14 protein-coding genes and 1 CRISPR repeat array are annotated in these 15,068 nt (G+C 42.9%); all 14 genes read right to left on the reverse strand.

Annotated elements, in window-relative coordinates:
- The first annotated feature begins 139 nt into the window (after positions 1 to 139).
- A CRISPR array of direct repeats spans positions 140 to 1,581; the repeat unit is 33 nt; unit sequence ATTTCAACCCACAAGGCCCTCGCAGGCCTCGAC.
- A 336-nt stretch (positions 1,582 to 1,917) separates the two neighbouring features.
- Complete coding sequence (locus tag NSB28_RS24115) at positions 1,918 to 3,108, reverse strand: siderophore ABC transporter substrate-binding protein (RefSeq protein ID WP_257497936.1); 1,191 nt, start codon at positions 3,106 to 3,108, stop codon at positions 1,918 to 1,920.
- A 158-nt stretch (positions 3,109 to 3,266) separates the two neighbouring features.
- Positions 3,267 to 4,019, reverse strand: coding sequence for an iron ABC transporter ATP-binding protein (locus NSB28_RS24120; RefSeq protein WP_109748719.1), 753 nt, complete (start codon positions 4,017 to 4,019; stop codon positions 3,267 to 3,269).
- A 1-nt stretch (position 4,020) separates the two neighbouring features.
- The gene (locus tag NSB28_RS24125; RefSeq protein ID WP_109748720.1) at positions 4,021 to 4,989 is read right to left on the reverse strand and encodes an iron chelate uptake ABC transporter family permease subunit; all 969 of its coding nucleotides are present in this window, start codon (positions 4,987 to 4,989) and stop codon (positions 4,021 to 4,023) included.
- Positions 4,986 to 5,936: an ABC transporter permease gene (locus NSB28_RS24130; RefSeq protein WP_392391522.1), complete on the reverse strand. Its 951-nt coding sequence runs from the start codon at positions 5,934 to 5,936 to the stop codon at positions 4,986 to 4,988. Before NSB28_RS24130 ends, NSB28_RS24125 begins: the two co-directional genes overlap by 4 nt.
- A gap of 668 nt (positions 5,937 to 6,604) precedes the next feature.
- A complete protein-coding gene (locus tag NSB28_RS24135) occupies positions 6,605 to 7,066 on the reverse strand; it encodes a hypothetical protein (RefSeq protein WP_109748722.1) in 462 nt (153 codons plus the stop codon).
- Positions 7,063 to 7,266 carry a helix-turn-helix transcriptional regulator gene (locus tag NSB28_RS24140; RefSeq protein WP_109748753.1) on the reverse strand — a complete coding sequence of 68 codons (204 nt, stop codon included), beginning with the start codon at positions 7,264 to 7,266 and terminating at the stop codon, positions 7,063 to 7,065. The genes NSB28_RS24135 and NSB28_RS24140 overlap by 4 nt, the downstream gene beginning before the upstream one ends.
- Before the next feature lie 366 nt (positions 7,267 to 7,632).
- Entirely contained in the window at positions 7,633 to 8,745 is a 1,113-nt protein-coding gene (locus NSB28_RS24145; protein ID WP_109748754.1) for a Gfo/Idh/MocA family protein, read from the reverse strand.
- A 119-nt stretch (positions 8,746 to 8,864) separates the two neighbouring features.
- Positions 8,865 to 9,503: a DUF1062 domain-containing protein gene (locus NSB28_RS24150; protein WP_109748723.1), complete on the reverse strand. Its 639-nt coding sequence runs from the start codon at positions 9,501 to 9,503 to the stop codon at positions 8,865 to 8,867.
- A 146-nt stretch (positions 9,504 to 9,649) separates the two neighbouring features.
- Entirely contained in the window at positions 9,650 to 11,260 is a 1,611-nt protein-coding gene (locus NSB28_RS24155; protein ID WP_109748724.1) for an ABC-F family ATP-binding cassette domain-containing protein, read from the reverse strand.
- A 267-nt stretch (positions 11,261 to 11,527) separates the two neighbouring features.
- Entirely contained in the window at positions 11,528 to 11,803 is a 276-nt protein-coding gene (locus NSB28_RS24160) for a CD3324 family protein (RefSeq protein ID WP_109748725.1), read from the reverse strand.
- A 301-nt stretch (positions 11,804 to 12,104) separates the two neighbouring features.
- Complete coding sequence (locus tag NSB28_RS24165) at positions 12,105 to 12,755, reverse strand: ABC-2 transporter permease (protein WP_109748726.1); 651 nt, start codon at positions 12,753 to 12,755, stop codon at positions 12,105 to 12,107.
- On the reverse strand, positions 12,752 to 13,612 hold the full coding sequence (locus tag NSB28_RS24170; protein ID WP_109748727.1) for an ABC transporter ATP-binding protein: 861 nt from the start codon (positions 13,610 to 13,612) through the stop codon (positions 12,752 to 12,754). Before NSB28_RS24170 ends, NSB28_RS24165 begins: the two co-directional genes overlap by 4 nt.
- A gap of 1 nt (position 13,613) precedes the next feature.
- Entirely contained in the window at positions 13,614 to 13,988 is a 375-nt protein-coding gene (locus tag NSB28_RS24175; protein WP_109748755.1) for a GntR family transcriptional regulator, read from the reverse strand.
- 243 nt (positions 13,989 to 14,231) lie between these two features.
- A complete protein-coding gene (locus NSB28_RS24180) occupies positions 14,232 to 15,059 on the reverse strand; it encodes a MerR family transcriptional regulator (protein WP_109748728.1) in 828 nt (275 codons plus the stop codon).
- Between the last annotated feature and the right edge of the window lie 9 nt (positions 15,060 to 15,068).

Here is a 15,068-nt window from a genome sequence, read left to right on the forward strand (position 1 = left end):
TGTCATAGTGTTTTGTCATAATGAGATTCTCCTTCAGTGAGGTACCTATATTGTACCATGATTTTTCTAATGAGAAATTCTCATTTTGACTTGTACTATTTATATTCTAACATCAGGGTGGTATCATGGGGCGTAAGCCATTTCAACCCACAAGGCCCTCGCAGGCCTCGACATGTTCGACTATTACAAATATCGCAACAACGATCTGATTTCAACCCACAAGGCCCTCGCAGGCCTCGACATTGCAGAAAAAAACTTTATTTACCGGGGAATCATTTCAACCCACAAGGCCCTCGCAGGCCTCGACGGCTTATGTACAATTTAAAAGTGAGAGATTATGGATTTCAACCCACAAGGCCCTCGCAGGCCTCGACGAATGGACTTGTGGGAATGGCAAAGTACATCACATTTCAACCCACAAGGCCCTCGCAGGCCTCGACTAGGCAGCAGGCTGATTCACTGGAAACACTATCATTTCAACCCACAAGGCCCTCGCAGGCCTCGACAGAGTTTTACAATCAAGTATGATCCCCGGTTTAAATTTCAACCCACAAGGCCCTCGCAGGCCTCGACTTTCGTGCCATAAAAGTGTGTGCGTATTGTGTTATTTCAACCCACAAGGCCCTCGCAGGCCTCGACCCACGCTCACTGCTCCGTTGTCATCAGCATTTACAATTTCAACCCACAAGGCCCTCGCAGGCCTCGACTAAATGCAAAGTCATCAAATTCGTAATCTTCTGATTTCAACCCACAAGGCCCTCGCAGGCCTCGACGTATACTTTTCCATCGTCTGATTTTACGAGAATCATTTCAACCCACAAGGCCCTCGCAGGCCTCGACTTTTGGAATTTGATGAAAGACAACTCCTACATGACATTTCAACCCACAAGGCCCTCGCAGGCCTCGACAAGAGACTACACACCTCACCTTCCCTCAACCCGATTTCAACCCACAAGGCCCTCGCAGGCCTCGACTTGGATGGCATAATTAACATTTTGAGGTGAGGAATTTCAACCCACAAGGCCCTCGCAGGCCTCGACAAAGGCTGTTGTAGTAGACAGTTTCGAATCTGCTATTTCAACCCACAAGGCCCTCGCAGGCCTCGACAAAAGATTTGATGGATTGCACTAAAGGCCGAAAATTTCAACCCACAAGGCCCTCGCAGGCCTCGACAATATGGGAGGTGTTGTATAGTGGCGCAAGAAACAATTTCAACCCACAAGGCCCTCGCAGGCCTCGACGACCGTCTGGAACTCAACTATCCATGTGGAGTAAGTATTTCAACCCACAAGGCCCTCGCAGGCCTCGACGTATTATTTTATTATCGATAAGAAAGCCTTTACTGATTTCAACCCACAAGGCCCTCGCAGGCCTCGACCCCCGACTGCGGCCGCTGTTACTGTGTTCGTGGTGATTTCAACCCACAAGGCCCTCGCAGGCCTCGACGTTTACATTTTATCACCCTATGTGGAGAGCGAGCATTTCAACCCACAAGGCCCTCGCAGGCCTCGACGAAATCTATATCTTACTGTGAGTGGCATAAACAAAATTTCAACCCACAAGGCCCTCGCAGGCCTCGACAGCAAATATTACCAACTACTTCCCATCTCATTCTACCATTTTTATACCATTTCCACAATATCCCTCTAATAATTTTCGATATTATTTTTATTCCATAATTATCCGGTATGTAAAGTTCTCAATTTTTGGTGCGAATCACTCAGGATTTTTATGTTCACTCCACATTCGCACCTGATCACTCACAAAACTAAAGTATACCTCTACATTCTTACTTTAATGTACCAGATCAATATCCATCACAACTTCATATTAGCTCAATCAGGAATCCTATCTGCAGTATTCTATCTGCAAACAGGATTCCTATTGTTTCTTGATTAACTATTCACATTTTCTTTTTTATTTTCCCAGAATCCCTGCCTCCAGGTCACTGAGCATGACATCCATGGCGGTGATTCCGCCTTCCGCCAGATACCATACCGTTGGAGTCAGGTATACAATATTTCCTTCTTTGTATGCATCTGTTTTCTGTACAAGTTCGTTTTCCATTACTTCCTGTGCCAGCTGCGCTCCTTCTGTGCTGATAGCTGAATCGCGGTCCAGTACAAATATGTAATCCGGATTCAGTGATACGAGAAGCTCAAATGATGACTCGTTTCCATGAGTTGAATCTACATTGTCTGCCAGGTTCTCAAATCCAATTTCATTTCCTATCAATGAGCATCTGCTTCCGTTTCCCAGCGTATTAAAATTACTGCTGGTGACCATACCTATCACTGCTGTTTTTCCCTCCGCAGCTTTTGCAAGTGCATCTACCCGTTGGTCAAAGCCTGCAAGTTCTTCTGCAGCTTTTTCCTGCATACCAAAAATAGAAGCAATCATATCTGAATTATTTTTTATGCTCTGTATGAGACCTGCATCATAATCTGTTGCTGTGTATATGACAGGGGCAATTTCTGATAATGCTTCATACTGTGCACTCAGTCGTCCTCCAATAAAGATAATATCCGGTTCGCTGCTCATAAGAGCTTCCATATCAACTTCTTTCAATGTTCCCAGATTTGTTATTTCTTTGTTTTCATTATACTCCATAAGATAATCTATCTGTGAAGACTTAGGCATGCCCACCACGCGGTCTCCCAACTCCCAGTTGTCCAGCATATCCAGAACCGCCATATCGAGAATCGCAACTCTCTGCGGGTCATATGGAACCTCCACCTCTGTCTTTTCCCCATCTCCATTGAGGGATGTGACTGTAATTGTGTCCTGCACTTTAGCTCCGTCCGCCTCTGTGGATGCCTCTGTTGCTTCATTTGTATTAGTTTCAGTGTCTGCCCCGGTATTTGTCTCTGTATCCTTCTCACTTTCTACAGTATCCGCCTCTGTAATTCCTGCACCAAAAGTTTCCTGTTCAGTCTGCGCTTCTGATTCCTGTACTTCTGATTCCTGCGCTGCTGTCTCACTTTCTTTTTCAGTAACTACCTTATTTTCCGTAACTGCTTCAGTTCCTTTTTCCTCTTTCTGGCTTGTGCAGGCTGCAAGTGAAATAGTCATCATAGCTGCAAGTGTTAATGTAAGTATCTTTTTCATTAATTATTGTCTCCTTATATTAATTGTACAAAATAATTGTGATCCCTGCGGTTTTCTCCGCACTTCGTGTCCCCGAAATCCCGAAAGCATTCGAAATCAGCCCTGTGCGGGCTGCTTATTGATTCAAGAACGCCCTGGATTCTTGACAGTGTCAATGGTTAATAATAAATTGAGAGAGGTTTCCCCTCTATTTCCTGAATTTCAAAATCTACCCGGTAAATCTGTGATAGATTCTCCTTTGTCATCACCTCCTCAACTGTACCGAATTTGGCAATTTTTCCATCCACAAAAGCACAGATATAATCTGAATAAAAAGCTGCATAGTTAATCTCATGAAGTACAAGTATCACTGTCTTTCCCAGTTCATCACAAAGGCGGCGTACTATTTTCATCATATTAGTTGCGTGGTAAATATCCAAATTATTAGTAGGCTCATCCAGCAGAATGTATTCTGTATCCTGTGCAATGACCATAGCAATATAGGCTCTCTGACGCTGTCCTCCTGACAATTCATCAATAAACCTGTCCTGAAATTCCTCCAGCTCCATATAAGCAATGGCTTTATCTATGATTTCTTCATCCTCCTTCGTAGTACGATTCCCACTGTATGGAAATCTTCCGAAGGCAACCAGTTCCCTGACCGTCAGTTTCATCTGTATATTGTTCGACTGTGTCAATATCGCCAGCCGTTTTGCCAGCTCCCTGCTCTTCCATTTCGAAATATCCTTGCCGTCAAAGCTCACCAGTCCTGCATCCCTGGCCACCAGACGTGAAATAATCCCCATTACAGTAGATTTTCCGGCGCCATTTGGGCCGATCAGTGAAAGCACCTTCCCTTTCGGAATTTCAAAGGTGACAGAATCAACTACTGTCTTATCGTCATATTTCTTAGTAAGTCCTTCTATAAGCATTTTACGCCCTCCTGTTCCTTAGCAGCAGATATAGAAAATAGAGTCCTCCTCCAACTGTGATAAATACACTGATGGGTACACTGTATGCAAAAATCTGTTCCACTGCGATCTGTCCCCCCACAAGAACTGCCATACCGATCAAAGCCGAGCCGGCAATCAGGTATGTGTGCCTGTATGTCTTGAACAGCTGCCGTGATAAGTTAGCTATGATCAGTCCAAGAAAAGAAATTGGGCCTACCATGGCAGTAGCTATGGCGATAAACAGTGTCACTCCAAGCAGAAGACGCCTAATTGTCCTGTCATAGTCTACCCCCAGATTAATAGCCTGCTCTTTTCCCAATGTAATGACATCCAGCAGTACCAGTTCTTTTCTCAGGATAAGGATTACAAGAGCGATCATCACAAGCGACAAAACAATAATGTCTGAATTTATATTGCTGAAGCTGGCTACCAGGGAAGCCAGAAGAGAATCATATTCATTAGGGTCCATAATTCTTGTCAGGCTGCTCTGCATACTTGAAAAAAACGTTGACATAACTGTGCCTGCCAGAAGAACATATAGTACATTATGTTTTGTCTTTTTAAACAGATAACTGTATATTACCGTGGCAATGATTCCCATAAGCACCAGATCCACTACAAAAGATAAATTTTTATTTCTGGCCAGCAGGCTGGCGGAACCAAAAAAGAAGACGACAGCAGTATGGATCAGCGCGTATAATGAATTCATTCCCAGAAGACAGGGAGTTACTATTGTATTATTAATAATCGACTGAAATACAATAGAAGCACTTCCTATACAAAAAGCGGTGATAAGCATCACAGCAAGCTTTGGTATCCTGATTTTCATTGTATAGCCAAAATATTTAAAATTAACAGAAACAAAGATATAAGCGATTGCCGCCGCCAGAACCAGTATGGCAAGTATGATCATTTTTTTAGTATTTACTTTTTTCCCCGCATAGTTCATGATTCTGCACCTCCATCTGCCGGTGGGGCTGTACAGCCGTTTGCAGAATGCCTGAAGCGTATCCCCCTTCTTCCATTATTCAGCCTGCAGATAAGCAGGCCGATAAATATCAGACTGCCAAGCACACCTGCTATCAGTTCGATTGGAAGCTCATACGGCATAATGATCACACGCCCGATCATGTCACAGACAAGGACAAATATAGCTCCAAACAATGCAGTATCTGTCAGAGTTCCTCTGATCTTGTCCCCCTTGAACATCGCCACTATATTCGGTACGATCAGACCTATGTAGGAAATGCTTCCTACCACCACAACTACGCTGGCCGTAATCAGGGCAGCAATCGTCAGTCCCATAAAAAGGACAAGATTGTAGCGGACACCCAGGTTTTTAGAAAAATCTTTTCCCATCCCAACAATATTGAAATGATTGGCAAAGATAAATGCAATGATTACCAGGGGCAGTACAAGATAGACAAGCTCATACCTTCCTCTTATTACCAGCGAGAAATGTCCAACAAGCCAGGATGACAGTGCCTGGGTCATCTCATACCTGTAAGCCAGATAACTGGTGATCCCTCCAATGACATTTCCAAACATGATCCCCACCAAAGGAACCATAATAATATCTTTGAACTGAACTTTCTGTATGAACCATACAAATGTCCATGTTCCGAAGACTGCTGCTATAAAAGCAAATATGGCTCTTCCCCACAATGTAGATGAAGGCAGGAACAGCAGTGCCAGCAATATCCCCAGCTGAGCAGACGATATGGTAGCCCCTGTTGTGGGCGAAACGAATTTGTTCATGCACAATTGCTGCATGATAAGCCCCGCCACACTCATCCCTATTCCTGTACATACTATAGCCAGAAGTCTGGGAAGCCGCGAGATCATCAGAATCTCGATCTGTTCAAAATCCCCGCTGACCAGCCCTGTTACCGTCATTTCAAGTACCCCCTGGAACAGCGAAAATACCGATAGTAAAATAAGGCTGACAGACAAAATGATTGTTAACCTCCACTTTTTAATACAGCATACCTCCATTTCTGTTAGTTATATCTAACCCATACATACAGTTTATCTCAGCTTTTATCACTGTCCCGGCTTTACCAGAACTGCAGCATTTGACAGATTGCAGTATTTGGCATATTGCAGTATATGGCTTGCCTCATCTGCCCTATTTCTCCTGAATACACATCTCAATCTCGTACTCTCAATCCAGATCCGTGGTAACCACATAATGATAAATTTCAGAGAATGCCAAATATTGGTTAGTTTTAACTAACTATAATTCAAAATAAAATGCGCCTCATGCCTGCTTCTTATACATGGCATCTCTTGCGCACCGCATGCGAATATTAACACACAAGCGGAAAAAAAGTCAACAGTAAATTTAAAAAAAAATTATTTATGAAAATTTTTCTCAACTTTCCCAGGCCACATAACATTCCGGATTTTATGCCGGAGGACTGTATTTTATGGAGAACGAAGCTTAGTATTAAATAAAAAATACCAGTCTTCCACAGCAGCTCGCTAATAATGCATTGCCCCAATACGGAAAACCAGTATTTAGATTTTATGTGACTGTGAAGATATAGAACAGTTACGGTTTTTTATTCATCTGCGTATTTTTCTTCATTTCTTTTTCTTGCTTTGTCTGTCAGCCATCCCATTACAAAATAAATAGCAAAGGTGATCACAAATACCACAGAAAAACATATACCAGCCATTTTATTAACCGGCAAATCATCTCCCGGGTTTCTTGCAGCTATGAGCATTCCCCAGTAAAAGATAGTGATTATGCCTGAGAAACAGAAGCTAAAGAGAAGACTGCCCAGCGGTCCTGCCGGAAGCTTGGAATCCCAGATCCCTTCTCTGATATTTCCGGCGGAATAAGACAGGATTCCTGCCAGGACTATCAGACTGTACCCCAAAGACATATATTTATCACTCACATCCCAAAACAGAGTAATAAAGTTCATGGCAAGACACAGGCTTATTACGATCCAAAAAGACCTGTTCCCGGCCTCCACTCTCTTCTGCTTCTGTCTTTCATCTAACTCTCCATTTCTCATTTCAAATCCTCCTCCCAGAATAGCTCATCTAAAGTCTTATTGAGACTCCTGCAGATATCAATGCATAGCCTCAAGGATGGGTTGAAATCACCGGCCTCTATCATGCCTATTGTCTGCCGCGTGACACCTGCCATTTCTGCCAGCTGGATCTGAGATATCCCCATCTCCATCCGGGCTATCTTTATTTTTAAATTCTTCATATTCCTGTCCGTTCCAGAGCGTATCTGTGTAAATATACTCCAGTTTACTTGCTGCAAGGCGGTATCCGGTTTGCTCTATATTGTCCCCGGCCGTCCTGGCATATCCGCTGCTCTATTAGCGGAACTTATCAGTTAAGCTTTCTCTGTATTCTTCTCTTACTCCGTTACTGATCCTCCGTTACTCATATTATATATTATATCAATTGCAGCAAAAATGTCAACTATATTTTGCATAAGTTAAATATAGTTGACTCAATTTGTTACTGTTAAACCAATATTTCCGCTTCATTGTAACTATTGGTTAATTTAGAAATCGAAAGGGTTGCATTTCGATTTACAATTGAGGTATTTCCGCTTCCTTCTCAGTTATTTTAAATACTTCTCTTTTTCAATCCTCCCCCGCAGAAGTTCATAGTATTCATCATCATCCCACGTTTTCAGATCTACCTGTTTCCCCTGAGCCGCTGACAAGTACATGGCATTGGCAAGCGTCAGTCCCAGGATTCCATCTTCCCCCGGGGCTGTCAGCCTTTTTCCATACAAGATAGCATCTGTAAATTCCCGCAGTATGCCTGCATGGCCGTCTCCGCCTTCTTTTACCGGTACGTGGCAGCGCCAGTTTTCTGGCTTTGCAAAGGGGTCTGTATTTATAATATTAAATTCCCTCTCACTGATTCTGTTTCGATAAAAAATGATCTCATTATTCTCTGCAACAAGTTTTCCTCTGTCCCCCGCTATCTCCAGGCGGTTTGTGCCGGGGACTTCGTGTGTCGCCGTCACGAACAGGCCTGTTGCCCCGCCCGGAAATTGCAAATATGCTGTCACATCATCTTCTACCTGTATATTGTGACCGGCCCCATATTGCATAAAAGCCTGCACTGAATCTGGCATCCCGGTTATCCACTGCAAAAGATCCAGATTGTGGACAGCCTGATTCATAAGAACCCCGCCGCCTTCTCCTTCCCAGGTAGCCCGCCATGTTCCCGTGTCATAATAGGCCTGGCTTCTGTACCAGTCTGTAACAAGCCAGGTTATCCTTTTTAGGGCCCCCAGTTCACCGGACCTGACCAGCTCCCTCACTTTTTTATACAAAGGATTCATACGCATATTGTACATGATCGCGAATACCTTTCCTGAGTCTGCAGCTGCCTTATTCATAAGGCGCACATGCTTTGTATCCGCTCCCGCCGGTTTTTCAATCAGTACATGCTTCCCTGCACCAAATGCCTCTATTGCCATTTGAGGATGCAGCGGATGGGGTGTCGCTATCAGCACAGCATCCACATATGAAAGCATTTCCCGGTAACTGCCGCATATCCTGACATCCGGGTATTTCTCTTTAAAAGACTGCAGCTTTTCTGTATGCCCTGTACATACTGCACAGAGAATTCCGCCCGGTATGCTCCCTGACAACAGTTTATCTGCATGCATCATTCCTATTGAGCCCATTCCTGCGATTCCATATCTTACTATATCCATAGTTTTTATGATTTCCTCCTCATCTGACTTAGACTTAACTGTCTCTTTCTCATCTTCTTTCATTATAACAGCAGTGTATCTGATTCACAATTGCCAGTATTCAGTTTGCTGGTCGTATACTAATATAGCGGCCCCTGGGGCGCATCCTGCCTCACTTCTATTTTACTTTCCCTCCCAATATATCTGCCCTGTATCTCTACCCTGCCTTCTTTTATCATACTCTTCAGACGGCTCCTGCTGACTTCCAGTATTTCTGCCAGAACCTTTTCAGTCCTTATCTTTAATTCAAATGGATTCCGTATACAGATACTGATATTTCCCTCCAGCCTGCCTACCTGCCTGACATGAACTATAGTATACTCTATATTCTCCAGGTCTATCTCTGCCCTGTTTCTCTGGAACAGCCCCTTGTCACACCCCCAGCGCAGAGCCAGTTCCCGGCTGTTCTCCTGAAAGAGCCGGAAATCTTCCCCCACAGAGGACGGACTGACACGCTCATATAACGTAACGTTGTAGGTGTGTCTGCACTTTTCGCATTGATAGATCAGCCAGATATCTACCCTGTTCCCGTTGGCGTTCACCCTGAAGTTTCCTGTGTTGACATACGATGTTTTACAGCCGCATCCCGGGCAGTTCCTTATTATTCTGTATGAACTTTGGGGATGTATTACATAATCCGCATGGTTCGGATAATTATCAAATTTTTGTAAATGTTCATTCCATTCACAGTTACATATTTTTTTATCGTAGCAGCCCATATTTTCTGCATCTCCTTTTTTATTTAATCAGGATCTGCAAAGGCCACTGCCTGTTTATTCCCGCAAGCTGCGGGGACTTTCTCTAATTCCTGCAATAGCCTTTGCTATGCAGCGTGATAGGGGTCACCCATAATTAAATTTCCTCCTCATGCTTTATTTTTATCTTTTATATAGCTGCTGTAAGTCCCGGGATAATCGTCTATTCCATTTTCATTAACTACCAGCAGTCTGTCGGCTGCCTTCTGCACAAAATACCTGTCATGGGACACAAACAGCACAGTCCCCGTATACTGTATTATGATATTTTCCAGTGCCTCTTTTCCCTGAAGATCCATGTGATTAGTCGGTTCATCCAGAATCAATACATTGGGGCCCTTTTTAAATATTTTTGCCAGCTCCAGACGGGCACGTTCGCCCCCGGATAAATCTCCGGTCTTTTTATAGACACTCTCCTGTGTAAACATAAATGCCCCCAGATACTTTCTGACTTCATTCTGCCCTAACAGAGGGAACTCATCCCAGAATTCATCTAACACTGTTTTGTCAGACGCCTGATTCACTGTCTGCTGTGCAAAATACCCGATCTGTACATTCTCTCCCCATGTAAAGCTTCCGCTAAGAGGCTCCATCTCACCTGTAATAGTCTTCAGTAATGTGGTTTTTCCAGTACCGTTCCCTCCTATGATCCCCACCTTTTCTCCTCTTTTGATCAGGACAGTTAATTCATACATGGGATTATCATATCCGATACGCAGCCTGCTGCTTCTAAATATTTCCCGGGCAGGTTTTACTGCCGGTTCCAGAGACATATGAAAGGTCCTTAAATCAGGCATTTTAGGTTTTTCTACCTTCTCCATCCTTTCAATATATTTAAGCTTTGCTCTTGCCATGGCTGATTTCGTGGGTATATTTTTGAAACGTTCTGCTGTTTCCTTTAATCGTGCGATCTCTCTCTGCTGTTCCTCATATTTTTTAGCCTGGAGATTTCTTTCTATAAGCTTCTGGCTCACATAATCTGTATAATTCCCTGAATATTTTGTTACAGTCTTATGCTCTATCTCATATATCTTCTTCACTGTCCTGTCCAGAAACATCCTGTCATGCGATACGATAACCACAGCTTTCTCATAATGATTAATAAAGTTTTCCAGCCATTCGATCATATTCACATCCAGATGGTTTGTAGGTTCATCCAGCAGCATGATATCCGGGTGTTCCAGCATAACCTTTGTCAGGGATATCTTTGTCAGCTCCCCTCCGGAAAATTCATTGAGGTACTTTTTATAATCACTTTTCCCAAAACCAAGCTTTCCCAGGACTATATCCATATCTTTTGCATAATCATAACCGCCCAGCCCGAAGAACCTTTCCTGGATATCTGCATATTCTGAAATTATTTTATCCGAATGATCTATAACCATTAAATCTAATAATTCTTCCATCCTGTCCATCATTTGCAGAACAGGTTCATATACCTTATTAATTTCTTCCTCTAATGTAATGTCCAGGTCCTCCTCAGGTATCTGGCTTAAATAACCAATACGGATCTTGCCATGCTGTTCTATATAAATATGTTCATCACTGTCCCTTTTACTCAGCTCAATTTCTTCAGCTATTAATCTGAGCAGAGATGTTTTACCAGAACCATTCCTGCCAATAACAGCTATTTTTTCATTATCTTTAATTTCAATATTAATGTTTTCTATGATTGTATCAGCGGCATATCTGATTATGCCGTTATTTATCCTGTATAACAAAATATCCCCCCTGTTTTTTCTATAAGTATTGCTGCTCTCCCATTTCCAGGCGGCTGCCTGCCGTTATATGACATACAGTATAATGTCCTCAGAATCCTGATACCACCTCAAACATTTTTAGACAAAAAAATAATCCCTGTCTCTGCCTCCTGAAAAATGGAAGCAGGCGGCAGAAACATGCGGACGTGCATATACATGCAAAAATGACACAAGGGTGCAAAGATCCTTTTAATCCGCCTCCGGCGTTGGAATCTTTGCACCCTTGTGTCATTTTTCTATTTTTTTCTCCCGGAGAATCCGCTGGATACTTTTCTCTGACAGGAAATATGCCGACGCCAGTTCTTTAACTTTAGCGCCCTTTATATGATCCAGATAGATCTTCTGGTTCCTCTCCTGCATCTCTCTGCGTGCATCTGTCCTCTCTCCCCAACTCCGTCTTTCATTCTCTTTCCTGGGGATATAGATACATTCTCCGTCTACATAACTTTGTATTAATTCTATGATGTGTGCCGGCAGAATCTGCTCTGCCCTCCTATAGCCCATATTGCCCTCCTGATATATTTTTGCTTCCGGAAAGCAATGGCTATGGCAAATTCGATTGCGGCGTAAATTACCGCCCGCGCAATATTATATTCCAGTGCATCTTTGCGCCGAAGTGCGCAGCCTCAGTTGCAATAGCCAGTGCTATGCAGCCATAACATACCTGTTCATAAAACATGCCTCCTTTTATTATAAATACATGGGACTCTCCCATAAAATGCGATAATTGTCACTGTTTTTTATCATAACATATCTCCTGCAGTTTTTCATTACCCTTTTTTAGAATTAATCTCCTCATCCTGACTCAGCGCCTCCTGCTTCTCTTCACAGCCGTAAATGCCACAGCCACACACAGCAGAGAAATACCTGCCGCCGTTATGATTCCTGCCATCCACAAAAATACAGGTTCTGCCGTCACCAGCGTATCCAGTTTTATGTCCAATAGTATGTATGCCAGAAAGCCTGCTATCGTAAACACTGCCGTAACTATATATATAACTGCCGTGACTGTTGCCCCCACAAAAAAACTTGCCGCGGTGTTTATAGATAAATAAACACATCCAAGCAGGAAACCGCCTGCCCAGAACTGCAGATAGACCGGAAGGGAAAAGGTTCCAACAGTAAGGTAATGGATCAGAATCAGTATAAGTCCTGTGGCCGCTGAACCAAGACCATCTGCAAAAGCCGTCAGAAATCTGCCTTTTACAAAGTCTTTCCATGAATACGGAAGTGTAAGGGCATACCTTTCCCCCATACTGTTTGCTTCAATCTCTTTTAATGTTGTAGGCGAGCCTGACATGTTCATAGGCATGGACAGAACTGCAACTGTCACAAGGCTGTATATGTTTTTCAAAAATAGTACAAGGCCCAGTCCGATCACTATTTCTATAATAAAAGGTGCAACCGTAGACCTCCTGTAATATGCCAGCAAATCTTTTCTAACAAGTCCTGTCATCTCTTTTTCCCCCTTATATAAAACAGCATGATATCTTCAATAGAAGCCCTGTCAATAGCCAGATCCCTGATACTGGCCCTAAGCTCCCTTTTATTCTGGATCAGTACTCTGTATTCAAATTCTTCTTTGATATAGTATACAATATCCTCATCTGACAATGCATTAAACATATCCTTCCCACAATGGAGAATACCGAAATCCACATCCAGTTCTTCTTTTGTTTTTACAAACATGACCTTGCCTTCATGCAGAAGCATCACATAATCTGCTATTTTATCCAGGTCACTTGTAATATGTGTGGACAGCAGGACACTGTTGGTCCCATCTAATACAAATTCCTGCAGAAGGCTGAGTATCTCATCTCTCATGACTGGATCCAGACCGCTTGTTGCTTCGTCCAGTATAAGAAGCCTTGGATGATGTGACAGGGCAATGGCAAAGTTCAGTTTTACAGACATACCTTTCGATAAATCTTTAATCTTCTTGTCCAGCGGAAGCTTGAAGCTGTCCAGGTACCCGAAAAACAGATCTCTGTCCCAGTTCTCATAGATTTTTTTCATAATTGGATGTATATCCTTCACATAGTACCCGGAGTATGGACCCAGTCCGTCAATAACCACGCCAATATCCTGCTTGATTTCCCTCTCCGCCTGTTCATAATCTCTGCCGAATACAGTGATCGTGCCTTCATTTTTTTCAACCATATTTAAAATTGCAGAAATTGTCGTAGTTTTTCCTGCCCCGTTTTCTCCCACCAGTCCGTATATCATTCCCTGGGGGATTTCCATAGATACATGATCCAGCGTAAAATTTTTGTACTTTTTCGTAAGATCTTTGATTTGCAGTATCGGCTCCATCCTATTCCTCCTCATAAAAAAGCGTAAGGCTCTTTATCAATGTGTCCAGCCCTATCCCATTTGTTTTTGCAATATCCACCACTTCCTGAAGCTTATCCTCCGCCTGCCTCAGCTGTTCCTCTTTCAGAAAATCTTTGTTTTTCAAAGATATATAAGTCCCTTTTCCCGCTATCGTTTCTATAAATCCATCCTTCTGCAGCTCTTCGTAGGCATGCTGGACTGTGATTACACTGATATGAAGGGACTTCGCCAGGCTCCTGATACCAGGCAGCGGATCTCCTGTCTTTAGTTCTCCTTTCATTACTTTTCCTTTAATCTGTGATGTGATCTGTTCATAAATAGCTTTGTTCGAACTGTTGCTGATTATTATCTCCACTTCATCACCTGCACTTCTGTACTTAGCGTATATATACTGTACTTTTTTGATAAGTACAGTATATATACAGTGAACCACTTTGTCAATAGCTAAATTATAAATACCATAAAAGACAGGGAGCATGCCGCAAATTACAGCATATTCCCTGTCTCTTTCTGATACGCACCGTTTATTCAAATCTGCCATTTCTGTTCTTAAAAAAACATTACCTTATCTCAAAATACATTCAATCTTAAAATGTATTCACCTCATAAGGGAGGCTACAGGAATCTCTATCTGGGTTATGTAATCATCCATAGAGTCTATGACTGTCTCATTGATTCCCGTCTCATAGGAATATCCGTGCAGCTCCAGTCCCTGTTCCCGGGCATATTCCAGCAGTTCTTTATATCTGGCCGGAAGCCTGTCCCAGCTCCCCCTGCAGTATGCCCTCATATAACTTCCCTGTGGCTGGATATGCAGCCCTTTCTTTTTTGACGGGTCCGCCAGCTTCATGAAAAGTGCAGAATAATTGTCAAACTCTCCTCTTGCAAGGCTCTCCACGGATATCATTGAGCCATATGATGTGTCATACATCCTTCGCAGCCGGTATTTCTTTATTTCCGCAATCTGCAGCTCAATCTCTTCCTCGATGGGCATATCCTTTGTGGTATCAACTATTGCAAGGTACTGTTCTTCTTTATTAATGATTTTTATTTCTGACAAGTCAATATTTATCAGGTCAGTCAGGTCTTTCCTCTGCCTGACAAGTACTTTTCTGATCTCCTTCAGATGCAGGATATTCCTGTCCAGCTCCGCCATCTTTTCTCCAAGCAGATTCTCCAGTTTCTCCGCTGAACGCTTTTCCATAAATTCCTTTATCTCGCTCACAGATACCCCAAGCTCCCTCAGCATCAGGATTGTTTCCAGTGTTGAGCTTTGGTAATACGTATAATACCTGTATCCATTCTCCTTAACAACAGCGGGCCTGAACAGCCCGGTCTCATCATACCACATTAAAGTCTTTTTATTGATCTCGTGCAGAGCCGCAAATTGTCCGATTGTCAGAAGTTTATACTTCCCATTTTCCACCTGAAATTC

This window comes from Murimonas intestini (assembly GCF_024622195.1).
GTDB classification, from domain to species: domain Bacteria; phylum Bacillota; class Clostridia; order Lachnospirales; family Lachnospiraceae; genus Murimonas; species Murimonas intestini.